Below are 24061 nucleotides of genomic sequence, written 5' to 3' on the forward strand. Positions count from 1 at the left end.
GAAAAGTTATGAAATTATTTTTTCTTTTTAAAGTTCGGGATTTTAATTTCCGTTTCCTTTAGAAATTTCCAAAAACGCTTTAAAGTAACTTTCCAATCTTCTTTTTGAGGTTTTATCGTGGAGGATTGTGCGTTGTTTTGCGATTCCTTCACTGGTTCTAGTTCGGAAACGGGAACAATCGCCGCAATTCCTAAGTCAATTTTGAGATATTTCTTTTTAATGATTTTGAAATCAATTTTTGCACCTAATAGGCGTACTATTTCTAGTATAATTGCCCATTTTACTTTTACTGGAGTTAAGGTGTTGTAGTTTTCCACTAAATCGCTAAATAATCTTTGAGATACTTTGGGATTACTGTGAAAAAGTAAAAAACGGAAATGAACATTTCCTCTTAAGTCTTGTGTAATGATTAAATCATTATGATTGAACTCTTTAAATGGAGGAAAATCAACTAATCGAACTACAACAGAGTTAATTAAATCTAAACTATTGTGGATTTCTGTCTCAGGATTAACTTTTATTGAGTAAGTTATATCATCTTCTGGAATAACTTCATTAATGAAGGAGATGAAGTTCACTTGTTCTTTAAAAGGTACTTCTTTGAGGACTTCCAATCTTGAAAGTTCGATGATATCATCCATTACATTGTCAATCGATGATTGAACTTCTATTACCTCTTTGACTAAATTTTTATCCTTAGTTTTTTGAGTAGATTCTCGGTAAGATATTAGTTTGTCTTTCATCGATTTCAGAGGACCTGAAATCATAGCGTCCATATAATAAAAAATCTTTTCACGTAAAGAATCTGCTTCTTTCAATCTTTCGTAACGATTCTGAAGTTTTCGCTTCATAATCAGAAATTGGAAACGTAGCGCTAGTGTCATTAAAATCAAATAGACCAAAAAACTTGTTTCGAGAGAGGAGGGAGAGTTTAGGTATCCTCTTTCAATTAATATCTCTTTTAAAATAGAATAAAGTAAGTAAACAAGAGCCAGCAAGTGAATCGCGGACCCTCTTTTTTGATCTCTAAATTTTATGAAAGTTACATAGATTGCATAAACGATAACAGCTAATAAATGGATATCCCAATAACCTATAAAATTATACCAGAATACGGGGCTGTGGACTATAGCAAAAACTGCAATAAAGAAAAACTGAGTAAAGAGATACAACCTCTGGTATTTGAATGGCTTTAATTCAAAAAAATCCTGAATGAATTTAATAAATCCATAAGGTAAAATTAGTAAAAATGAATACTCGATAAACTTTAGAATTGTGAATTGGTCTATTAAAAAGAATCGAACTTCGTTTTTTGATAATTCATAAGCTGAGAAAATAAGCGCTAATATACTGAAACTAAAGTATTCTTTTTTATCTCTTAGATTAAAAAAGTTAATAAAGAAAAATAAAGCAATGAAGAGATAAAAACCAACAAAGATAAGTTCTACGAGAGAATCATATAGATTGCCATTTAATGCTTCTTCGTAAGTGACAATTCGGATTGGCCCGGTGATAATTCCTGCAGATGTGGATAGAGAGGAATTAATTTTTACTATTAGAACATTTTCTCCATCTAACAATAAGTCGTGAGGGATAGGGTAAATCCTGGGTCTACCAAATGCAAACTCATCTGGGTCTTTTCCAAATGCAGAATTATTTTTACCAATCAGTACTCCGTTGATAAATACTTCATCTGATTCGTAGATTTTTCCCAGTTGTAATGCTAAAGACTTTTGGTGTTGTTCTGTAGTAATATCAAAACTCTTTCTAACCCAAATGGATCCACGATAACTTCTATTTAAATTTCGAAAGTTACTGGGAACTGTTGTGATATCTAAGTTGTTTGCGTTAAATTCATTGCTTAGGATATCTGCATTATCATTAAAATAAATTCCCCAATCATCACCATCTAAACGTAATACAACAGTGTTTTCGACAGTGGAACGAGAACAATCAGAAAGGAAGAAAAAGAAGGATAATATTAAGATTCGTTTGAATGTAAGGGATTTCATTTATTAGGTTTCTCCGGGATACGAATTGTGAATTTGGCTCCCATACCTTCGCTTGATTTTAAACTTACAGTTCCACCGAGAAATTTAGCCGTAGCCTCTACTAAAGTGAGTCCAATTCCAGCTCCAGGGATTTCATTTTTTTTATCACGGTATCCGCGAACGAACTTTTGAAAGATAGTTTCCATTTCTAATTGGCTTAGGCCCATACCTTCATCCATAACAATGAGTTGGTGAAAGCCATCGCGATTGAAAAATTCTATACTGATGTCTGTCTTTGGGTCAGTGTATTGGTAGGCATTTTCTACCAAGTTTCTTAAAATACAAAAGAGTAATTCTTTAGGAAAATAAATCTCCAAGTCATTTGGTTTTACTTCAATTGAAGTTGTTTTTCTATGTTGTTCCAAATGGTTTTCAACACTGGATACACAATTTCGAATTAACTCTGCTACAGAGAATGTTTCATAAAAAGGAATATATGTTCTATCTTCTAATTTACGTAATAGAATTGCTTCTTCTACCATATAACTCATATAGGAAATATGATCTTCTGCTTGTTTTATGGGATCTAACTCATGTTTTGATCCTAATTTAGTTTTGGCCTTCTTTTTTGGGGCAGATTTTGTAGATACTTTCGTTTGTTCTTTGGAATTGTTTTTAGCAGAGTTTGTAGATATATTGTCGATTGCCTTTTTGATTTTTTCCATTCCTGATTTGAATTCAGAGGATAAATTGATCAAAAATCCTGTTTTAACTCTTTCCATTTGGATTAATTCTTTTTCTTGTTCGATAAAGTTTTCTAAACCCAAAACTATATCGTTTGAAAGTTGGATTGAAATCATAACAAGGAATATCAAAAATCCTAAATATAAAGTTCCTGGCATGGAAATGATTTCTAAGGCAGAAAGACTATCGATTAGGATCGTTGGCAATAAAGAAGCGATCCCAATTAGAATGTATTTTACCTTCGCAATGTTTGCTTTGCCATTGTTTACAAATAGGTAAATGACAAGTCCCATCGCTACTGGTAACGCATAATTAAAAAGAGCGATGACTAAGATCCAAGTTTTAGGTGTTCTAAAAAACAAAGTAATCACAAATAAAGCAAAAAGAAATACTTCATATACTAGTAGCACTACATTTCGCTTCATCTTTAAATACTGGTGCATGAAGTTGATAAAAAATACAGGAAGGCAGATAAGAACTAAAAGCTCCGAAACATAAGACCAAGTAAAACTTTCAAATAAAATATCGCGATGTTGCGTACGGATCAGAACATAGATTCCCATAAAAATGGAGAATAGGGCAAAGAAAAAGTTCTCTCCTGCTCGGCCACGGACTATGGAACCTACTAAAAAATAAATCCCCATAAATATGAAGACATAGCCGCAAACCATTGCAAATGCTTCTTTTGAAAAAACAGTTTCACGTAATAAACGTTCTTTGGCAATTGTGGGTGCTTCTTTTAGTCCATTTAGATTGGTTGCTGCATAAATGCGAATCGCCATTACGTTCAAACCTGGTTTGAGAAGGTGAGTGGGTAATGAATAAATTCGAATTTTTTGGAAGTCTACTTCCATTTTTGGTAAAACAGTACCAGTTTTATCAATGAGGATTCCATTTAGATAAAACTCATCAATATCGCGAATCCGACCGAGTTGGATGGCAATGGGCTCTACAGGAGTAGTATAATTATCTGGTAAATAAAAAGAACATCGATACCAGTGATACCCTGTTAGGTTTTCAGTTTTCGAAATTCCATAATCAGGAACAGATCGTTTGACCCAAAATGATTCTTCAACTGATTCATCTCGCCAATCTAAGTTGTCACCTTTTCTAAATAACCAATCTGTTTTTAAAACTACTGGCCTTTCGAAGGAAGTGATCATAGTTCCACAAGGTTCTGCCGCCAAACTGAAAACAGTTGGCAACAAAACAAATGCGAACCCGAAAACGAGCTGGTAAATACGGGTTTTCGAAATCATATCGGTTCGACGTTTCGAATGGCCTCTTCGATTTCTTTGAGCTGTGTAGAAATCCTTGCGTCGATAGCCCCCACATCCGTTTCGATGATAACCCCACCACGATCCACTCGAGAGTCTTCGTAGATATTGACTTTGCGGAGAGATTCCATTAGTTTGATGAGTTCGTCTTTGTGAGCAGTGGTGAGTTCCAAGTCGGCAAAGTTAACACGAATGTCAATTCGGTCACGATCTTTAATTCGTTTCATTGCTTCACGAATGTTATTGAGAACAATTTCTTTACGTTCAATGATTTCGTCTTTGATTACTTTTCTTGCAATGACTAGAATCATCTCTACCATTTGTTTTTCTGAAGCAGCAATCATTTCTTCTCGAATGTCGATCGCCTTACCAATGATAGTTCCTAGTCGGTCAATGAGTCGTCTCACTTCCCCTTGGCCTTTTTTGAATCCTACTTCTCGACCTGCATCGTATCCTTTTTGGTACGCTTCGTGTTCGATCTCAGCCTGTTTCATTTCGGCTTCTTTGATCATACGTTCGACTTCCATCTTAGCACGATCTAAGATTTGTTCCGCTTTGGCACGGCCAGAGTCTTCTTCTAATTTAATTTTTTCTTTGGAGTCTTGAACCATTTGGAAGGCTTTTGTCCTTCCTTCTTCTTCAATGGCTTTGGCTTGTTTTTTTGCGTCTTCTAATAATTGGCGGACCTGTTCTTCCGTCTCTTGACGATACCTTTGGAGTTCCGCTTCGATTTCTTCAATCGATGGACCTTGGTATTGTTCGATGATATTCCCTTCTTGGTCTATCTCGAAATCTTCTTGTTCGTCGGTTTTATGGAACTTTTTGTACTTATCAGGAAGTTGAATCTCAACTTCTTCTTGTAAGTCGGCAATTTGAATGGGTTTAAAGACTAGTTTTGCCATATCCTTACTTCAATCTCCAGAGTTTCACTTTGCCTTCATCCATTGCCTCGCGCAGTCTATCCAAGATTCCCTTTTGGGCTTCTTCGATTTCTGCTAAAGAGACAGGACCTAACGAATCCCATTCGATCTTAATTTCTTTCACAAGCCAAGATTCCAAATTGGAATAAACTTGATCACGAAAATCTGTCTCCACTCCTTTCAATGCACAGGCAAGGACAAGAGGATGGATCTCAGAAAAGAACCGAGTGAGGCTCGTCCTTCCTAAATGAAGGAGGTCTTCCAAACGAAAGTAGTGTTCTACTATAGTTTCGGCATATTCTGGGCTTTTTTTCTGAATTCGTTCAATTAAATTTTGAGATGGTAAAAAAGGAAGTCTAGTGAGAATTTCACCCGCAGTTTTAGCTTTGCGGCTTCGGATCTTGGAAACTGGCATTTTTTTCTGGATGAGTTCCATTTTGAACCGCAGAAAACGCTCCAATTGGTCCCTTTCCCTGTCCGAATGGTAATCAATTTCAGAAAGGGCTAAAATGATATCTTCTCGATGATTTTCCGGATATTCCGCTAAAACTTCAGATGCTGTTTCTGGATCTGAAAAACTAAGAACCCGGGCCACAACTTCGGAGGTTTCGTCCATCGTGAGGTTTCGTAGCATTTCCAAAGAATAGGTCGGAAGTTCCGGCCAAAGAGGGGCACTCGACTTAGAATCCTCCTCTTTTAGGATCTCTTGCAGGAGAGAATATAATTCATTGGTGTCTGGATGTTCGTTATGCACATAGTTCCCGCCATAGTTGCTTGCGGGAGACTGTGTATGCTCGTTGTTATGCGTAAAACCACCCTCTGCTGGTAAATTTCCGAATCTGGGTTCGTTTTTTCCTGCTTTATTGGGGGAATAACTGCTATTCGCATAACCTCCTCTCATGACGGTACTGCTATGGCTTGGTTGGTGTGTGTTTTGAGAGTTTCCTTGGTTTCCTTTTTTTTGGAGGAATTTTGTGAAGGAAAGTAGGATGTCTTTTTCCTGACCCTTGGTTGGAGATGGGTTGGATTCTACTTTAAGGAGGAGGGATTCAATTTCGGAATCACTCAAATGAGAGAACACTTCATCCGGTAAATAGCGGCCAAGGATCTGGTAGGCAAGGGCGGCTTTATTGGGTCCAGATGGAGTTTTCATTTAGGTGACATAATAACTTAGTAGGACCGTCGTACAAACCAAAAAATATTATTTTTTTTATTTCGAAAACTTCCTTTCCAAATTCGTGTCCGAAAAGTCTCTGAAGGTTAGGGATGACCCGTCAGACAATAATCTATCTCTCCATAGCATTTTTGGCATCGGCTTGTCGTATGGTGGCTCCTTCACCTAAAATTGAATCAGGTGCATTGGATTTACGAACATTCCCTTTTGAGTCGGGGGCGGCAATGGCCCTCCAAGGCGATTGGAAATTTTTCCCTGGTCAATTGGATGTTCCCAAAGACGCAGATCCGCCTACCTATCTTCCTGTTCCTTCCCTATGGAATCAAGTGCCGCTGCGAACGGGGCTCGTGGATGGAAAGGGGTATGGAACTTATGTCCTAGACATTCAACTTCCCAAAGAAAATCAGATTTATTCGGTTTATTTGCCAGAAGTCAGAACTTCGTTTAAGTTAATGGCAGGTAACAGAAGTTTGTTGTCCGGTGTTCCCGGTGTGAACAAAGAATCAACGACTCCGAGTGCCCAGGGCCAAAGTTTTACCATCGTAGCCAAAGACCAGCTTCATATCCGGATAGAGGTAAGTAATTTTCATCACAAAGAAGGTGGGCTTCCTAATGCCCCTGTCTTTGGCCTTGCAGAAAGTGTTCAAAATTATATTTTAGCACAGAGTACTGTGGATTTAGCATTAACGGGCGCTATCTTCATGTTTGGTTTATATCATTTCATTTTATTCTTTTATAGAAAAAAGCAGAGAGAAGCTTTTTATTTTGGGTTTTTCTGTCTGGTATTTGCTGCGAGAATTCCCTTCATTGGAAGTAAAACTATCTATGCTATGTTCCCCAATATCCCTTGGGAATTGGTAATCTACGTTGAATATGCATCAGTATTCGTTTTAGGAATTTTATTTTTATGGTTTGTGGATGGCCTATTCCCTCGTTTTATAGATACAAAGATCATTCTATATTTCAGTGCCTACGTACAGTTTATATTGGTATATGGTTTGATTATCAAACCAGAGGTATATACTCAGTTTGAAATCGTTTTTCAAACATTGGGTGTGGTATACGCAGTTTTTCTTGGAATACGTTTGTCTCAGATGGTGCGTAAAGGCCTACCGGATGCCGGAATTTTCTTTTTAGGATATTTGATTTTATTTGTTGGGTTTATGTATGATGTTTTTCTCGCTTATAGCGGGGAAGGGGAATCAACATTATCACAAATAGCGGTCTTTTTATTTTTTGGGGTCCAATCTACTATTGTTACACTTCGTACGGCAAGAAACTTTCACAAAAAACTATTATTAAAAGAAGAGTTTGAAACTATTAACGAATATTTTATTTTGACAAACCGATTTTATGCGAAGTTTATTCCTCGTGATTTTTTAACCCACCTAGATAAGGAAAGTATCGAGGAAGTTCGGTTAGGTGATAGTAGTGAAAGGGAAATCACCGTTTTGTTTGCTGATATTTGGGAGTATTGGGATATTATTTATTCAATTCCACTTGAAAATAGAATTTTATTTACAAATTCTTATTTAGGAAGGATTGGACCATGTGTTCGCAAAAACAATGGCTTCATTGATAAATACATTGGCAGTGCCATCATGGCATTGTTCGACGGCGGGATTCAAAATTCAATCAAGGCCGCTGAAGATATCCAATGGGAATTGGAAAAATATAATGAACGTAGGAAAACTTTTGATTATTTGCCTCTCCATGCCGGTATAGGAATTCATTCTGGAGATACCATGCTTGGTATTTTGGGAGAGGAAGAAAGATTTGAATCGACTGTGATTTCCGATACAGTCAATCTTTCGAGTAGAATCCAGGGCCTAACAAAAAAATACGGAGCAAGGATTCTCGTCAGTGTAACATCACTTATGTTACATGAGGATTTAGATACAATCCCTTATCGAATCCTGGATTTTGTGCGCGTCAAAGGTAAACAGGAAGCAATAATGATCGCAGAGGTTTTGATTCCTGATATTGATACAAATTCGAATAAAAAAATTGAATTTAAAGAAGAATTTGAAGCAGGAATTTTTGATTATGAACGAGCTGATTTTGTTTCTGCTTTAAAAAAATTTAGTGCGGTATTTGCAAACAATCCAGAAGATTTGGCTGCAAAAATATACATTGAAAGATGTGAGTATTATCAAAGTGCAGGTGTTGGTGTCGATTGGGACGGTGTTTCCGCATGGGAAAAATAATGAATACCATTCGAGCTGGGTTTGTATTTTTTATTTTAGCTTTCTTTATTTCTTCCTGTAATTTTGGCACATCACCGGAAGCAGTGAAAGGATATTTGGAACTTCCTCCCGCATATGTGACAGAAAACAAAAAACTATCTACCGGAGGAGAATGGGAATTCTATTGGGGAGAAGTTTACGGTGAAAGTTTATTTGAAAAAATAAAGGAACCAAATAAAACTTATGTTAAAGTTCCTTCTTCATGGAATTCTTATCGGCCGGAAGGAGAAGGTGGAGATGGATTCGCAGTTTTCCGCCTAACATTAAAACTTCCTGATCCAAAAATTCGTTATTATCTGCGAGTTCAACCCGCAACGAGTTCCTACGAACTCTATATCAATCGTCAAAAAATTGCAAGTTCTGGAAAAGTAGGAACGGATGAACTGAGTGCAGTACCCAAATACCAAATCCAATATGTATCCTTCCAACCAGAAAACGAGGAACAAGAAATACTTTATGTTGTGAGTAATTTTCATCATGCTCGTGGTGGCTATAGAAAGCCGATTGAAATTGGGACCAAGGAAGTAATTCAAAACGAATCTTTAATTTATTCTGCGGGAGAAGTATTTGTTTTCGGCACTATGTTGACCATGGCCCTCTACCAGTTTACTGTGTTTTTCTTTCGCCGAGAGGAGAAGAGTTCCCTTTTCTTTTCTTTGTTTTGCCTCTTTACTGGTCTTCGTTTGGTTGTTTTAGATAACTATTATATAATATATGCATTTCCTGATTTTTCTTGGCATTGGATGCAAGTGTTAGATTACACATCGGCACCACTACTTGTCTGTTTTTTCTTAGGTTACTTAAAAAGTTTATTTCCGGGCCGATCCGAAGTTCCTAAGTGGATGTTATACTCTTGTTGGAGTATTACTACTTGTTTTGTTTCCTTTGTGGTTTTAACAGATGCCAAACTCTTTACCAAAACAAATATATTTTCTCAAGTAGTGATTCTATTTTTTAGTGTTTGTTCATTTTATGTGATACTAAAGATATACCGCCAAAAAAAACGAGATAGTAGTTTGGTTTTTTATGGATCTCTTTTGCTTATGATTGGATCTACACATGATTTAATGGCGGGGAATTATTGGTTTCAATCACAACCCCTTATGCCTTTTTCACTTTTTGTGTTCTTTTTATTTCAGAGTATTCTTCTTGCGAGAAGGAATGCAAGGTTTTATTCATCGATGGACACTTTGACCACTGAGTTGATTGAAGTGAATAATCGATTAGAATCATCTAACCAAGTATATGCAAAGTTTGTGCCCTTGCGGCTCATTGAGTTGTTTTCCCAACAATCTAAAACTAGAGCAAAACGTGGAGATTTTATTGTTAAACAGATGTCAGTATTGTCATCGGACATTCGTGATTTTACTTCAATCTCTGAAACTCTAAGCCCTGAAGAAACATTTCTTTTTCTTAATGATTATTTGCGTCAAGTAGGACCTACTATTAGGTCCCATAATGGATTTATCGAAAAGTATGTGGGAGATGCTATTTTTGCATTGTTCGAAAAACAACCAGAAGATGCTTTGTCTGCAGCTATCGAAATGCACAAAACAATTGCAAGGTGGAATAAAGAGTCGAGGCCACATCGTGTGACTGAAATCCAAATTGGGGTAGGGATTCATTATGGTGAGCTTATGTTGGGAATTATTGGTGAGGAACAAAGAATTGAGTCTGCTGTCCTTTCCGACTCTATGGGTGTTGCCAATTCTTTGGAATCCATGACCAAAAAATACGGTGCCAAAATTATCATTAGTCTCGATGCATTACTTGAATTACAACATCCAGATTCTTATCCGCATCGATTGTTAGATTTTATTAAGATTCCAGCCAAACAAAAGTTAATTGGAATTGTCCAAGTGTTGGTGGAGGGTGTAGAAGAATCTTTTGATTTAAAGTTAAAAACCAGAGAAAAATTTGAGGAAAGTGTGAATTTATTCTGGGATGAGGAATTCGAAAAAGCGAGGATAGGATTTCGTACGATTGCGGAAATCGATCCTTCAGACAAAGCGGCTCAATTGTATTTAGAGCGGACGCAAATGTACGCACAAAACGGCCCCCCTCCCGGTTTTGGAAAGGGGTTTTTGGCATAAAAAAGACATAGAATCGCCCCTTTTCTTGAAAAAGTTCTTGAATTTCCTCTCTAAATGAACGAGAGTCAGTAATACGGAGATTCCCATGACCCAAGCCACTCTTACACAAGCCCCAACTGCTGGAAAGGCTGTGATCCAAACAAAAAGTTTTACTCCATCTGATATTGACCGTATCTTCACAGCCCAAAAGAAAAAGGCTTTGGAACTTCGATTGTCGAATTACAAAACTCGCATCGTAAAACTAAAGAAGCTGAAAGATGTTGTCCTTAAATTCCAAAAAGAAATCCAAACAGCCCTTCATGCTGATTTTAAAAAATCATCTGGCGAAGTAGACATTACTGAAATTCTTCCAACTATTGCTGAAATCAATGATGCGATTCGCCATGTAAAACATTGGATGCGTCCAAAAAATGTAATGACTCCACCAACTCTTTTGGGTGCAACAAGTCGCATTGTTTATGAACCAAAAGGAGTTTGTCTTATCATTGCTCCTTGGAACTATCCATTCCACCTAGCCATTGCTCCATTGGCTGCAGCGATTGCTGCGGGCAATACGGTAATGTTGAAACCTTCTGAGTTCACTCCACATACCGCTGATGTCATCAAAGCAATGTTAAGTGAAGTATTCTCTGAAGAAGAAGTTGCTGTATTTGAAGGTGATGTTGCTGTTGCAACTGCACTTTTGGAAGTGCCCTTTGATCATATCTTTTTTACTGGCTCTACTCCTGTTGGTAAAATTGTTATGACAGCTGCTGCAAAAAACCTTACAAGCGTGACACTTGAGTTAGGTGGTAAGTCACCTTCCATTGTTGCGGAAGACGCCGACATGAAAGTGGCTGCAGAAAGAATCATGTGGGGAAAATTTTTAAATGCCGGTCAAACCTGTGTGGCCCCCGATTATCTTTTGATTCCTGAATCCAAAGTTGATGAATTTGTAAAAAATGCCAAAGAAACAACGGAAAGTTTCTTTAAATCCAAACCCGAAAATTTTACAGCGAGTGCAGATTTTTGTCGAATCGTGAACGCAAAGAACTTTGGAAGAGTGTCATCTTATATAGATGATGCTGTGAAAAAAGGTGCCAAAATTGCCTATGGTGGAGAAACAAGAAGTTCAGATAACTTTATTTCTCCAACCATTCTTACGAATGTATCTTTGGATTCACGAATTATGGAAGACGAAATTTTTGGACCACTGCTTCCGATAGTTACTTACAAAACTTTGGATGAAGCCATCCACATCATCAATGAAAAACCAAAGCCGCTAGCGTTGTATATATTCACAAAAAAGAGAAGTACTTCTAAATATGTGTTACGTAGAACCAGTTCCGGTGGGGCGGTGATTAATGATGTCATCCTTCACTTAGTAAATCCAAACCTTCCTTTTGGTGGGGTAAATCATTCTGGGCATGGAAGTTACCATGGAATTTTTGGTTTCAAAACTTTTTCCCATGAAAGGTCTGTTTTACAAACCCCTAAGGCATCTATCGCTAAATTAATGTATCCACCTTACTCTGGTTTTGTGAGACTTATGGTAAAGTTAACTACTAAATTTTTCGTTTAGTTTTTTCGCTTAAAGATGGCACACTCCTGGGGAATCTTCGGGAGTGTACCTATTGAATTCGCTACAAAATCTTTATATTTTTTATCTCTTTATCAATATTCTCGTTTTTTCGAAAGTACTGATAAATATCAACTCCTACAATGATTCTAATTCAGTGACATCGCACGGGTGATTATTTTTGTGGAAACATGCAGAAGGATTACTCCGCACATTTAGATTCCTTACGAATCACTTGGTTAAGTGAACCTTTCCATTTGGGAATTCCCATCATTGACTTACAACATGTTTGGTTGGTTCATATCATTCTTGAGTTAGAAGAAACAATCGTAGAGTCTGAAAAAGAAGGGTCGGATGTTGATGTACATTCCTCATTTCGAAAAGCTTTGGACTATGTTGCAGAACATTTTGCATTAGAAGAAGATATCCTGGAACACTTTAACTATCCAAAATTTTCCGAACATATACAAGGACACCGAAAATTTGTAGAACGATTAACAGAAAAATACTATGAAGCAAAAAATAGTCAAATGGCTGCTTTGGGTATTTTACAAATCCTTAAAAAATGGCTATTTCAACATATTTTACATGATGATACAGATTATGCAGAGTTTTTTAAAGCAAGTGGTATTGATTTAAAGTCTTACTGTATTGAAATTTTAAAGTCAGGTAAATATCCGATTTCCAAAGAACAACTTTTGATTTATCAAAACATAATTCAAATGGACACAACTCATATTTCACTACACGAACAATCTATTGATACAATTCAAGAAATCAGAAATATTTGGAAAACATATAATCTTTCCACTGGAATTCCGATCATAGATTTACAACACATTTGGCTTTTGAAAATGATTGTAGAGCTTGACCATTCATTGAAGTTAGGTGATGGTGCCAGTGAAACTTTCCACAAAGTAATCGCTGCAGCAATTGAATATACAAAAGACCATTTTGGTGTGGAAGATAAAATCATGAGATACTTTCGATATACTGATGTGGTTAACCATATGAACCAACACAAACGGTTTATTGATTTTATCAAAACTAGAAACGATGAATTTAAATTAGGAAATCCTCGGGCTGGATTGCATTTGGTCCAGGACTTACGAAACTGGCTTTTGTCCCATATTGCTCTTGAGGATAAAAAAATTGGTCTGGCATTTGAATCTCGAGTGAGAGAACTTTCTGAGTTTACGAAAAAACTGCACCAAACTGGCGAAATTACCATCTCTAGAGAGCAAAAAAACCTATATAAACTGGTAATGCAATCGGCTCCCGACCCGCTTGATTAATTTCTTTCGGAAATTGAATTGCCAGGTTGATTTTCCGGGAAAATCCTGTTTCCAAACCCATGGAATACGAAGTCATCATCGGTCTGGAAGTCCACGTCCAGCTCAACACTCTATCTAAAATATTTTCTACGGCTACGAACGAATTCGGTGGTAGTCCCAATACTCATATTTCAACACTTTGTGTGGCTTTACCCGGCACCTTACCAGTGCTAAACGAAGTTGTTCTCGAAAAGGCAGTTCGTGCCGGAGTTGCCCTCGGATGTGAAATCACTCGTTTTACAAAATTTGATCGTAAAAATTATTTTTATCCAGATTTACCAAAAGGATACCAGATTTCTCAATTTGATAAACCTTATGCAACACAAGGTGGAATTCATATTAAGTTAAAAGGAGAAACAGAAGAAAAGTTCATTCCCCTAACGCGAATTCATATGGAAGAGGATGCGGGAAAACTGATCCATTCTCATGACCCATCAATCAATAGATCTTATGTAGATTATAATCGTGCGGGAACTCCACTCATTGAAATCGTTTCTGAACCTGATTTACGTTCTTCTGATGAAGCATACGTTTATTTAAATGAATTAAAAACAATATTACGATACATTCAAGTTTCAGATTGTAATATGGAAGAAGGTTCACTTCGATGTGATGCAAACGTTTCCATTCGACCTAAAGGAGAAAAAGGATTTAGGACTCGCGTAGAAATCAAAAATCTCAACTCTTTTAAGGCCGTAAAACAAGCGATAGACTATGAAATCGAGTGGCAAAAAGATGTATATTCTCGTGGTGAGTCATTCCGTCAGATGACAAAACTTTGGGATGCTACATTACTCAAAACCATTCCTATGCGTTCCAAGGAAATGAGCCATGACTATCGTTACTTTCCTGAACCTGACTTACCTACCATCCAAATCTCAGATTCTTTTATTGAAGACATTCGTAAAACTTTACCTGAACTACCTAGGCAGAAAAAAGAACGATACAAAACAGAACTGGGACTTCCTGAATACGATGCCGAAGTGTTAACAAGCGAACGTGAAATTGCTGAATATTTTGAAGAAGCCCTTCTTGTTTCGGGGGATGCTAAAAAAACATCCAACTGGGTAAAAGATGAAATTCTCGGGATCGTTAACAAAGAAAATATTTCGATTCAGGAATTTGCAATTGATCCATTACGTATAGGTAAACTTGTGAAACTGATCAATTCTGGAGAAATCACGGGTAAGATAGCAAAATCTATTTTTGAAGATATGTTAACTACCAAAGACCAACCAGAAGCCATTGTCGAATCAAAAGGTCTGAAAGTAGTTCGCGATGACAAAGCATTAGAAGAAATTGTAATTCGAGTGATTGAATCCCAACCAGAATCAGTCGAAGGTTGGAAAAACGGAAAAGACCGTGTGCTTGGTGCCATTGTCGGTGGTGTGATGAAAGAAACCAAAGGCAAAGCTGATCCAAAACTTGTAAACGAGCTGATATTAGCTAAACTTGGCCCGCTCGGCGAAAAAAAGAAAGTTTAGCGTTCGTTAGGGGAGTTCCAACTTGTGGACAGAACCAAAGTCCACAGGCGATTTAAACGCTTCTTCATACGGAGTTCCTAAATGTTTGCAAAGTACGGCTCGAATTGGGCCGGAATGACAAACAACGATGAGTGAGGATAGTGATTTATCGTTTGTTTTTTCCCATTCTGTTCTTAAAAACCCACCATCTTTCCAATCTCCTATAAATGCATCCATTCGAAGGATCAGGTCAGTGAATGCTTCCCCGCCGGGAGTCCTGGCATTGACAAAATCTTTCATCCAAGGGATGGTTTCTTTTCTCGGAATTTCTTCCCAAAGTTTTCCGTCCCAATCTCCAAAGTTCATTTCCCACAAACGTTCGTCAGTTGGTATTGATGAATGATCTGTTGAGGTGAAATTGTATTTGGAAAGTAAAGCGGAGGAAAGTTTTAAAGCTCTGGGAGCAGGACTCGAAAGGAAATGGTCAAAGTTTGGTGGTAAATGAGGAAAAGTAGAATCCGCTGTATCTTCTACTGGATATTTGAGAGGAAAATCAGTCCTTCCATAACAAGTTCCTTTCGGTGCTATAGTTTCTGGATGGCGAATTAAATATAGGTCCATACAAACACTCCCGAAATCCAGATACAAGTTTCTACCACTTGTTGGACGGCTCCTAAACAATCGCCAGTAAAACCACCGATCCAACGTTTCATAAGCGAATACATATAGTATAAACTGGGAATGATCATAACCAAACTAAAAACAAATTGCGGATGTTGGTATGATAACAAGAGAAAAGGAACGAGACCTGCAAAACATGCAAAAAGAGTTTGTGGCCAAGTAATTTCTTTTGCCATTGGTTTTGCATACCCTTCTTCTTTGGCATAGGGAAGGACTAACATCATGATTACCGAAAAAAATCGACTCAAACTATGAGCAGAAACAAAATACAACCAAATCGAAATTAGTTGGTGATTCCAAAAAAAATGCAACTGGTTCCATCGAAATCCGGTGGATGCTAGTGACTGTGAGGCACCTGAAATTTTAAGAACAAGTAATAGGGAAATTCCAGCAGCTCCAAAACTACCGACCCGACTATCCTTCATAATTCGTAAAATATCTTCTCTTTTCCAACCACCTCCAATCCCGTCACAAAAATCAGAAAATCCATCTTCGTGAAAGGCACCTGTTAGAATTAATAAAAATCCTAAGGAGATTACAAACGCAATGTTTGGACCAAACATTAATTGGAAAATGATATAAACAATCCATTGAAAAGTTCCAAGAAATATTCCCACAGTCGGTGAGTATTTGATTGATTTATGTAACCATTCTTCTTGGAAACCAATCCACTTAGGTGAGGGAATTCGGGATAGAAATGATAAACAAACAAAGAAGAGGCGAATTTCTCTTAATAAATATTGCATATAAATTTTTATTTTGAATCCGAATTGCTAACACCAGCATCAGCAAAGGAAGCCATTTCATTAAGAAATTTTACACTGAGTTCAATGAGTGGAAAAGCCGCAAGTGCACCACTTCCCTCTCCTAAACGAAGATTGAGCCGAAGGAGGGGTTTTATCTTCCAATGTTCTAAAACGACGGTATGTCCTTCTTCTTCCGATAAATGTGAAAAAATGGAGTAATATTTCACTGCTGGGTTTAGTGCATAAGCAATTGCAAATGCTGCTGTAGAGATAAAACCATCGACAACAAATGTTTTTCTATGTGCAGAAGCACCGATCATTGCTCCTGCCATCATTCCAATTTCGAATCCACCAAATTCTGAAAGGATTTCTAATGGATCGTTTAGTTTTCCTGTTCTTTCAAATGCTTCAGAAAGGATTTTGAATTTATGTTCTTTTCCGCTGTTGTTGAGTCCCGTACCACGTCCCACAAGTTTTCTTAGTGGAATGTCTGTTAGATGAGATAAGATAAGAGATGCTGCAGATGTATTTCCAATTCCCATTTCCCCAAATAAAAAGATATTTGTATCTTGGTATTGTTTTTCAGACAGAAGTTCAATCCCATTACCAATGGTTTCTTTTGCTTCTTCTAATGACATAGCTTTTGTTTTCAAAAAGTTAGATGTACCTTTTCGAATTTTTCGTTCGATTGGTTTTGGTGCATTTTGATCCCAATCATGATCTACTCCCGCATCCACAACTTCCACATCGATATGACTGTGTTTGGCGAAGACATTAGCACAGGCCCCCCCAGATAAAAAGTTCAAAACCATTTGCCAAGTAACATCTTTAGGATATAAGGAGACGGGTTCTTCGGTAATTCCATGGTCTGCCGCAAATAGTATGAGCTTTGGATTTTTTAGCTCAGGAGAAAGGGTATTTTGGATTTCTGCCAATTGCATGGCAATGGTCTCCAAATCACCTAAGGAACCTAACGGTTTGGTTTTATTGTCTATTTTACTGCGGATGGAGTTTCGCAAAACATCGGTTACAGGAGAAATGGAGGGTAGGGAAAATGGTGACATAAACAAAACCAGTCTAACCGAACCGGTATCCGCTTCCATCGTTTTTGGGCTTGGACGGGGCAGGGAGGTTTGGGAATTGGCTATTTGGGCCAAAAAAAATCCGAATTTCCGTCCTTGGGGCGCTTTACGTAGGAACCCGTCGGAGTTACTATGTCACCAAGCCATGGACGATTTCGCTCACCTTCATTTACATACTACCTATTCCATGTTGGACGGGGCCATACGGATCAGCGATTTGATGAAACGTGTGAAGGAACTGGGGATGAGTTCTGTTGCCATCACTGACCATGGGAACATGTATGGAGCGATTGAGTTCTATAAAGAAGCAGTCAAACACGATGTTAAACCCATCATTGGGTGTGAATTTTATGTAACCCCTTCTCGCAGTGCCGAAACAGAACTGGATGAAATCGCTGACGGTGGTGCATATCATATCATCTTACTTTGTAAAAACGAAATTGGTTATAAAAATATCATTAAACTTGCAAGTAGGTCCTTCACTGAAGGTTTCTATCGCAAACCAAGGATTGATTATGATCTTTTGGAAAGGTATAGCGAAGGTCTTGTTTGTTTAACAGCTTGCCTTGCAGGGGAAGTCAATCGAAAGATTCTAGAAGGCAAAGAAGATAAAGCGTATGCGTTAGCTGGTCGGTTACACGAAATTTTCCGCAAAGAAGATTTTTATTTAGAAATCCAAGATCATGGAATTCCAGAACAACGAACAGTTGCTGAAGCAGTCATGGGATTTTCGAAACGAACAGGAATCCCTCTTGTACTTACAAATGATTCACACTTTCTCACAAAGGATGATAGAGAAGCTCAAGATATTTTACTTCGCATCGGAATGCGCAAAAACATCGATGATGAAATGCGTTTTGGCTTCAACGAAAACTTTTATGTAAAATCACCTGCGGAAATGATTAACATTTTTCCTGATCATAAAGATGCTTTTTATAATACTTTAGCCATTCGTGATAAATGTTCCTTAAATTTCCAATTTGGAAATCCACTCCTTCCTCCATTTGAAGTCCCTGCAGGATTTGATACCGATAGTTATTTAGAAAAACTAGTATGGGAAGGAATCAAAGAAAAATACCAGGATATAACACCTATTGTACGAGAAAGAACGGAATATGAAATGCAAACGATTCGTAATATGCATTTTGCCGGATACTTTTTAATTGTACAAGACTATATAAACTTTGCTAGGCGAGCGGGAATTCCTGTTGGTCCCGGTCGCGGTTCTGCTGCAGGATCGATTATTGCTTATGCTTTGGGAATTACAAATGTCGATCCCATCCGATACAATCTTCTTTTTGAAAGATTCCTCAATCCCGATAGAAAGGATATGCCAGATATTGATACGGATTTTTGCGTAGAAAGGCGAGAAGAAGTTATTAATTATATCAAACATAAATACGGCGAGAACCGAGTAGGACAAATCATTACCTTTGGATCTCTTGCTGCCAAAGCTGCCATCAAAGACGTGGCTCGTGTTTTTAATGTTCCATTTTCTGAAGTGAATGAGATGAGTAAACTTTTTCCAAAAAAATTGGGAATTACCATCCAAGAAGCTGTTGATACATCGAAAGACCTTCGTGATATTGCAGAAAAATCTGATTTAAACAAAAAAGTATTTTATATTGCTCAAAAATTAGAGGGTAACTATCGTCAGGTGGGAAGACATGCTGCCGGTGTTGTCATTGCTCCTACTGCCCTAGAAGAAATAGTTCCTTTATCTACAGTCAGCGAACCTGGTAGAGATGGTCGATCCATTGTCACACAATACGACAAAAACATGTCGGAACAAGTGGGACTCATCAAAATGGATATTTTAGGTTTAAAAAACTTAACTACCATCCATCATGCAACCAAACTCATTGAAAAACGACATGGAATTTTAATCGATTTAGATAAAATTCCTTTAGATGATGCGGCCACCTTTAGTTTATTACGAAAAGCCAATGTCCTTGGGATATTCCAGTTAGATTCTTCATCCGGGATCCGAGATCTTTTTGCCAAAGCCCAAGTGCAAAAATTTGAAGAAATTGCCGCCTTACTTGCGTTATATCGACCTGGTCCTATGGGATCAGGGATGTTGGATGATTATTTAGATCGTAAAAACGGGAAAAAGAAAGTAGTATTCCCCCATGAAAGTTTAGCAGAAGTGTTAGGGGAAACTTACGGAGTGGTTGTCTACCAAGAGCAGGTAATGGGTATCTCCCGGATTATGGGTGGGTATTCTGTAGGAGACTCGGATGTACTTCGTAAGGCGATGGCCAAAAAAGACAAATCCAAACTCCCAGCCTTAAAAGAAAAATTTGTAAAAGGTGCCATCGAAAAAAAGATCAACGAAAAACTTGCCATTGAACTATTTGAACAGTTAGAAAAATTTGGTGAGTATGGATTTAACAAATCTCACTCGGTTGCTTATGCCTTTGTTACTTACCAAACCGCTTACTTAAAAGCTAATTATTCCATTGAATACTTAACAGCTCTTTTATCAGGTGATCATTCCAAAATTACGGATGTGGTAAAATACATCAATAACGCCAAAGAAATGGGTATTCGCATTTTAGGTCCCGATGTCAAAGAGTCGGGAATTTCTTTTGAAATCACTGACGACAAAACCGTTCGATTTGGTCTATCTTCGATCAAGGGAGTGGGAGAACTTGCCGCAGAAAATATTATTTCCAATCGCAATTCCATTGGTGGATACAACCAATTGGGAGACTTCACAAAGAAGCTAGATACAAGGCTTGCAAACAAAAAGGTCCTCGAGTCACTTGCACAAGGTGGAGCCTTCGACTCATTTGGTTATTCAAGGAAAACCATTTCTGAATCCACAGATATCATTCTTAACTATGCCAACAAAAAACAAGCTGAAGAAAAAGAAGGCCAATTTTCTCTGTTTGGCGGTGTCAACGGTGGCGGAGAAGAAAATCTAAATCTTCCCAAAGATGGAATTGAATGGAATGGCGATGAACTTCTTCGAAGAGAAAAAGAAACAACAGGGCTTTATCTTTCTGGCCATCCACTAGATAAATTTACCGAACAATTAAAAACACTCAATCCAACTACCATTGAAAACTTGGAAGAGGTGCGACCTAAATCCAAGGTAGAAATTGCTGGGGTTCTTTCAAAAAAAGTAGTAAAACTCACTAAGAAAAAAGAAGAGTTTGTTAACTTTATGATCGAGGACCAAACCGGTGAGATCGAATGTGTAGCCTTTCCAAAAACCTATGCAGAATTCAAACATTTGTTCACAGAGGACAATACGGTATTTATTCGTGGAATTTTGGAACGACTAGATGCCGACGAATCAGAGTTAAAGGGTCAAATAATAGTCAACAAACTTGAAGAACTAAATTCTGTAACGATTGAAAAGAAAATGGAGAAAACACTCCATTTAACAATCAATATGTTAGAAGAAAAAAATCGAGATGTGATTTTGAAACTCCAAGACATTTTATCAGTGCATCGTGGTGCATCTTCAGTGTTTTTTCATTTGGTTGGAAAAGGTGATGAAAAAAAAGTGATACGAGCACACGATCATTTTTCCATCGAAATTTCTTCTGACCTGATGAAGATGTTAACCGATATTCTTGGTAAAGGTTCAGTTCGTTATACGGTTGGCGAAGAAGTGAGAGTTTTCGGATAAAGTTTGTGGAGTCTCCTTCTCTTACTTTAACTTTATTATTAGAGTTTCTTTGGATGGGTTCGGGGTCCGTCTTTTGTTTGATTTGGTCTCTCTCTCATTTGGTCCGCAATCGTAGTGTTTCTGGATTTGTTTGGTCGTTTGTTTTATTTTCTACAGGGCTTTGGTTACTCACCGGGGCCTTTATGTTCACTGGTTTTTATCACTATCTTCCTTCGATTGCACTCACCCATATCCCTTTTGTTTTTCTATCATCTACATTACTCTATTTATACTTAGAATTTTTGTTTTTGGAAAAACCCATCCAAATCAAAGTTTATCATTTTATTCCCGCGATTGTCTCTGTTCTATTTTTGATTCCTTTTTATTCAGGAACCGATACAGAACGATTGGAAATTTTAGGACTTTTGGATAAATCAGAATATGGTTCTATCATCGTTGGCCTTAACTTCGGAATCAAAGTTTCTATTTTACTTTCTGTGGGAATATTTCTTGTCAAAGAATGGATTCCGAATGTAAGGATGTCCGTCTTCTTTACGAAAAAAGCCATTTACTCTCTCATATTTATCCTTTTGATTTGGATCGACTTGTTACTCGGAAGTATTGGGTTTACTTTTCAAATTGTTTTTTTTCGTAAACTCAGTGCTTATCTTTTGCCAATCCTTATGTATTTTTATTATTTTACTCGTGAACTTTGGACTCCTTTTGTCAGCGATGTTCGAGATAGTATCCAAAGAAATAAATACGAAAAATCCAAATTGGTATCGGTTCAATTAGAAACCATCGATCAAAGGTTATATGAACTTATGCGCGAAAAAGTATTTTGTGATGAAGATCTTAGCCTTTCTAAACTCGCCGATATGGCAGAGGTCAAACCGGGACAACTTTCCGAATACTTTCACAAACGTTATGGATTTGGATTTTATCAATACATCAATCAATACAGGATCGATGAGGCAAAACGTTTGTTATTGGAATCTGAAGAAAGATCCATTCTTTCTATTGCAGATGCCGTTGGATTTAATTCTAAATCAACTTTCAATCGAGTATTTTTAGAAACAGTCGGTACAACTCCTTCCGAATTTCGTAAACAATCAAAATCTATCTAAATCCAAGGTCTCAAAGAATTCTCCAAGACGACAGTTCCAATTTCTTTCGTTAGAATTGGGTTTGTAACGAGGAAATTCAATGCGAACTATGATTGATTTTTATTTAAATCTTCCGGCGAGATTCGGGCAGAAAAATTCTTTTGCCACCCGAGTAGGTGCTGGTGTTTACGAATATAAAACTTACAACAACTTGCTTTCAGATGCAAAGGATTTGGCATTTGGACTCCGGCCGAGTTTATCAGAAAGAGAAAAGGTCGCCATTTTTGCAGACAATGCGTATGAGTGGATCCAAACCAGCATCGCAGTGACACTACTTGGTGCCGTTGACGTACCAAGAGCATCTGATGTAACAGATCACGATATACTTTACATTTTAAATCATTCAGAATCAAAGATTCTATTTGTAGAAAATGAAGCTGTGTTCAAAAGAGTGATTCGATTGGAATCTGAGTTAGAATTTTTAAAAGAAATTGTAATCATATATCCACCTAAAGAGGGAAATAAAGAAATGAGTTCCCGGAAAATTAAGATTTCCACCTTGCAAGAGCTAGCCGCAAAGGGAAAAGAACTTCGTAAAGTCGACCAAACAGATACTTTATTTCTGAATAGTACGATAAAAGAATCAGACCTATTTACTATGATCTACACTTCGGGAACTACAGGAACACCGAAAGGTGTCATGTTGACCCAAGGAAACATTTTATTTCAATTACAAAACCTCCCAATTCGTTTGCAGAAAGGGGATAGAACTTTATCCATCTTACCTATTTGGCATATCTTTGAAAGAATTTTTGAAATCTTTACATTGTACTATGGAGCTTGTACTTACTACAGCAGTGTTCGTACATTAAAAGAAGATTTAAGATTTGTGAAACCCAACTTTATGGCATCGGCCCCAAGACTTTGGGAAAGTATCTATTCAGGAATTTTGGGAACTCTTGCCAAGTCATCAACGGTAAAACAAAAAATGTTTCATATTGCGATGTTCTTTGCCAAAAGATTTTTTGTTTCGAGACAAATCATCACAGGAAATGTTTTGGACATCCACCCTGTTGTTTTTTGGAAACAAACCCTTCGTTTTGTTTATCACTTGTATCGATTTTTTCTGGTAAGTTTGCCTCATTTGTTTTTTGATTTTTTAGTTTTATCTAAGATTCGAAAGGCCACGGGGGGAGAACTAAAAGGTTCTTGTTCTGGTGGAGGTGCACTTCCTTATCATGTAGATGAATTTTTTAATACTATTGGAATTCCTGTGTTAGAAGGATATGGAATGACTGAAACAGCACCTGTGCTTGCTATGCGGACATTCGAAGAAATCATTCCAGGTTCAGTAGGTAGGATATTTCCAAAAACACATTTAAGGCTTGTTGATTTACAAACTGGCGAAGTTTTTTTAGATACAGAAACAGGTAAATTTGTATTCGGAAGAAAGGGCGAAATCCATGTGAAGGGAAAACAAGTGATGGCTGGTTATTATAAAAATCCAGATGCAACGAATAAGGTTTTGGTGGATGGTTGGTTAAATACTGGTGACTTAGGAATTTTTACTGCAAATCATAATTTGAGAATTGTAGGAAGATCAAAGGAAACCATTGTTTTGTTAGGTGGTGAAAATGTGGAGCCAGTTCCTATAGAATCAAAAATTTTAGAGTCAGAATGGATTGATCAGTGTATGGTCGTTGGTCAAGATCAAAAGTATTTAAGTGTACTTGTGTATCCAAACATTTCTCGATTTGAAGAGCCTCTTACTGGAGAATTCTGGAACAAAAAAGAAGTGATTCAAAAAATTGAAACAGAAATCAAAACAAAGGTCAATGCGCAGACGGGATTTAAATCTTTTGAAAGGGTTGTGGGGGTTGTGGTTTTGCCAAAACCATTTGAAGTGGGAGACGAACTCACCGCAAAACTATCCTTAAAGAGACATGTAATCACAGACAAATACAAATCAGAAATTGCAAAATTGTATTCCAACAACTAAAAATTATCTGAAATAAAAGATTAGG

15 protein-coding genes are annotated in these 24061 nt (G+C 37.3%); 8 read left to right on the top strand and 7 right to left on the bottom strand.

The window, feature by feature from the left end:
• Positions 1–14 precede the first annotated feature (14 nt).
• From LEP1GSC203_RS07685 to LEP1GSC203_RS07700, 4 genes are read right to left on the bottom strand one after another with little or no spacing between them, the layout of a single operon-like run.
• Complete coding sequence (locus LEP1GSC203_RS07685; RefSeq protein ID WP_002973519.1) at positions 15–2012, bottom strand: 7TM-DISM domain-containing protein; 1998 nt, start codon at positions 2010–2012, stop codon at positions 15–17.
• Positions 2009–3994, bottom strand: coding sequence for a sensor histidine kinase (locus tag LEP1GSC203_RS07690; RefSeq protein ID WP_039937504.1), 1986 nt, complete (start codon positions 3992–3994; stop codon positions 2009–2011). The genes LEP1GSC203_RS07685 and LEP1GSC203_RS07690 overlap by 4 nt, the downstream gene beginning before the upstream one ends.
• Positions 3991–4914 carry a flagellar assembly protein FliH gene (gene fliH, locus LEP1GSC203_RS07695; RefSeq protein ID WP_002973208.1) on the bottom strand — a complete coding sequence of 308 codons (924 nt, stop codon included), beginning with the start codon at positions 4912–4914 and terminating at the stop codon, positions 3991–3993. The genes LEP1GSC203_RS07690 and fliH overlap by 4 nt, the downstream gene beginning before the upstream one ends.
• A 4-nt stretch (positions 4915–4918) precedes the next feature.
• Complete coding sequence (locus LEP1GSC203_RS07700) at positions 4919–6085, bottom strand: FliG C-terminal domain-containing protein (protein ID WP_002973326.1); 1167 nt, start codon at positions 6083–6085, stop codon at positions 4919–4921.
• A 113-nt stretch (positions 6086–6198) separates the two neighbouring features.
• Here LEP1GSC203_RS07700 and LEP1GSC203_RS07705 point away from each other — a divergent pair, with 113 nt between their 5' ends.
• From LEP1GSC203_RS07705 to gatB, 5 genes are all read left to right on the top strand, one after another.
• Complete coding sequence (locus LEP1GSC203_RS07705) at positions 6199–8313, top strand: adenylate/guanylate cyclase domain-containing protein (RefSeq protein ID WP_039937506.1); 2115 nt, start codon at positions 6199–6201, stop codon at positions 8311–8313.
• Positions 8301–10445 carry a 7TM diverse intracellular signaling domain-containing protein gene (locus LEP1GSC203_RS07710; protein WP_039937508.1) on the top strand — a complete coding sequence of 715 codons (2145 nt, stop codon included), beginning with the start codon at positions 8301–8303 and terminating at the stop codon, positions 10443–10445. Before LEP1GSC203_RS07705 ends, LEP1GSC203_RS07710 begins: the two co-directional genes overlap by 13 nt.
• 85 nt (positions 10446–10530) lie before the next feature.
• Positions 10531–12006 (top strand): aldehyde dehydrogenase family protein, encoded by a 1476-nt coding sequence (locus LEP1GSC203_RS07715; protein ID WP_002973439.1) that lies wholly within the window; start codon positions 10531–10533, stop codon positions 12004–12006.
• 188 nt (positions 12007–12194) lie between these two features.
• On the top strand, positions 12195–13298 hold the full coding sequence (locus LEP1GSC203_RS07720) for a bacteriohemerythrin (RefSeq protein ID WP_002973511.1): 1104 nt from the start codon (positions 12195–12197) through the stop codon (positions 13296–13298).
• A 59-nt stretch (positions 13299–13357) separates the two neighbouring features.
• The gene (gene gatB, locus LEP1GSC203_RS07725; protein ID WP_039937583.1) at positions 13358–14821 is read left to right on the top strand and encodes an Asp-tRNA(Asn)/Glu-tRNA(Gln) amidotransferase subunit GatB; all 1464 of its coding nucleotides are present in this window, start codon (positions 13358–13360) and stop codon (positions 14819–14821) included.
• A 6-nt stretch (positions 14822–14827) separates the two neighbouring features.
• Here the strand turns inward: gatB and LEP1GSC203_RS07730 are convergent, their stop codons facing one another.
• The 3 genes from LEP1GSC203_RS07730 to cobT are packed head-to-tail and all read right to left on the bottom strand — an operon-like array spanning position 14828 to position 17291.
• Positions 14828–15421, bottom strand: coding sequence for a histidine phosphatase family protein (locus LEP1GSC203_RS07730; protein WP_002973447.1), 594 nt, complete (start codon positions 15419–15421; stop codon positions 14828–14830).
• Entirely contained in the window at positions 15406–16227 is an 822-nt protein-coding gene (locus LEP1GSC203_RS07735) for an adenosylcobinamide-GDP ribazoletransferase (protein ID WP_002973469.1), read from the bottom strand. The genes LEP1GSC203_RS07730 and LEP1GSC203_RS07735 overlap by 16 nt, the downstream gene beginning before the upstream one ends.
• Positions 16228–16235: 8 nt before the next feature.
• A complete protein-coding gene (cobT, locus tag LEP1GSC203_RS07740; protein ID WP_002973220.1) occupies positions 16236–17291 on the bottom strand; it encodes a nicotinate-nucleotide--dimethylbenzimidazole phosphoribosyltransferase in 1056 nt (351 codons plus the stop codon).
• 163 nt (positions 17292–17454) lie between these two features.
• Here cobT and dnaE point away from each other — a divergent pair, with 163 nt between their 5' ends.
• From dnaE to LEP1GSC203_RS07755, 3 genes are all read left to right on the top strand, one after another.
• Entirely contained in the window at positions 17455–20952 is a 3498-nt protein-coding gene (gene dnaE, locus LEP1GSC203_RS07745; RefSeq protein WP_039937510.1) for a DNA polymerase III subunit alpha, read from the top strand.
• Between the two features lie 53 nt (positions 20953–21005).
• Complete coding sequence (locus LEP1GSC203_RS07750; RefSeq protein ID WP_408605597.1) at positions 21006–22058, top strand: AraC family transcriptional regulator; 1053 nt, start codon at positions 21006–21008, stop codon at positions 22056–22058.
• A gap of 79 nt (positions 22059–22137) precedes the next feature.
• A complete protein-coding gene (locus LEP1GSC203_RS07755) occupies positions 22138–24036 on the top strand; it encodes an AMP-dependent synthetase/ligase (RefSeq protein ID WP_002973313.1) in 1899 nt (632 codons plus the stop codon).
• Positions 24037–24061 lie beyond the last annotated feature (25 nt).

This window comes from Leptospira terpstrae serovar Hualin str. LT 11-33 = ATCC 700639 (assembly GCF_000332495.1).
Lineage (GTDB): Bacteria > Spirochaetota > Leptospiria > Leptospirales > Leptospiraceae > Leptospira_A > Leptospira_A terpstrae.

Excerpts from the sequence above, each read along its gene's own strand:
- LEP1GSC203_RS07750 (WP_408605597.1), top strand. The coding sequence starts at position 21,006 with ATGGGTTCGGGGTCCGTCTTTTGTTTGATTTGGTCTCTCTCTCATTTG.
- LEP1GSC203_RS07730 (WP_002973447.1), bottom strand. The coding sequence starts at position 15,421 with ATGGACCTATATTTAATTCGCCATCCAGAAACTATAGCACCGAAAGGA.
- fliH (WP_002973208.1), bottom strand. The coding sequence starts at position 4,914 with ATGGCAAAACTAGTCTTTAAACCCATTCAAATTGCCGACTTACAAGAA.
- LEP1GSC203_RS07690 (WP_039937504.1), bottom strand. The coding sequence starts at position 3,994 with ATGATTTCGAAAACCCGTATTTACCAGCTCGTTTTCGGGTTCGCATTT.
- LEP1GSC203_RS07705 (WP_039937506.1), top strand. The coding sequence starts at position 6,199 with ATGACCCGTCAGACAATAATCTATCTCTCCATAGCATTTTTGGCATCG.
- LEP1GSC203_RS07720 (WP_002973511.1), top strand. The coding sequence starts at position 12,195 with ATGCAGAAGGATTACTCCGCACATTTAGATTCCTTACGAATCACTTGG.
- LEP1GSC203_RS07710 (WP_039937508.1), top strand. The coding sequence starts at position 8,301 with ATGGGAAAAATAATGAATACCATTCGAGCTGGGTTTGTATTTTTTATT.
- dnaE (WP_039937510.1), top strand. The coding sequence starts at position 17,455 with ATGGACGATTTCGCTCACCTTCATTTACATACTACCTATTCCATGTTG.
- LEP1GSC203_RS07685 (WP_002973519.1), bottom strand. The coding sequence starts at position 2,012 with ATGAAATCCCTTACATTCAAACGAATCTTAATATTATCCTTCTTTTTC.
- cobT (WP_002973220.1), bottom strand. The coding sequence starts at position 17,291 with ATGTCACCATTTTCCCTACCCTCCATTTCTCCTGTAACCGATGTTTTG.
- LEP1GSC203_RS07715 (WP_002973439.1), top strand. The coding sequence starts at position 10,531 with ATGACCCAAGCCACTCTTACACAAGCCCCAACTGCTGGAAAGGCTGTG.
- LEP1GSC203_RS07735 (WP_002973469.1), bottom strand. The coding sequence starts at position 16,227 with ATGCAATATTTATTAAGAGAAATTCGCCTCTTCTTTGTTTGTTTATCA.
- gatB (WP_039937583.1), top strand. The coding sequence starts at position 13,358 with ATGGAATACGAAGTCATCATCGGTCTGGAAGTCCACGTCCAGCTCAAC.
- LEP1GSC203_RS07755 (WP_002973313.1), top strand. The coding sequence starts at position 22,138 with ATGCGAACTATGATTGATTTTTATTTAAATCTTCCGGCGAGATTCGGG.
- LEP1GSC203_RS07700 (WP_002973326.1), bottom strand. The coding sequence starts at position 6,085 with ATGAAAACTCCATCTGGACCCAATAAAGCCGCCCTTGCCTACCAGATC.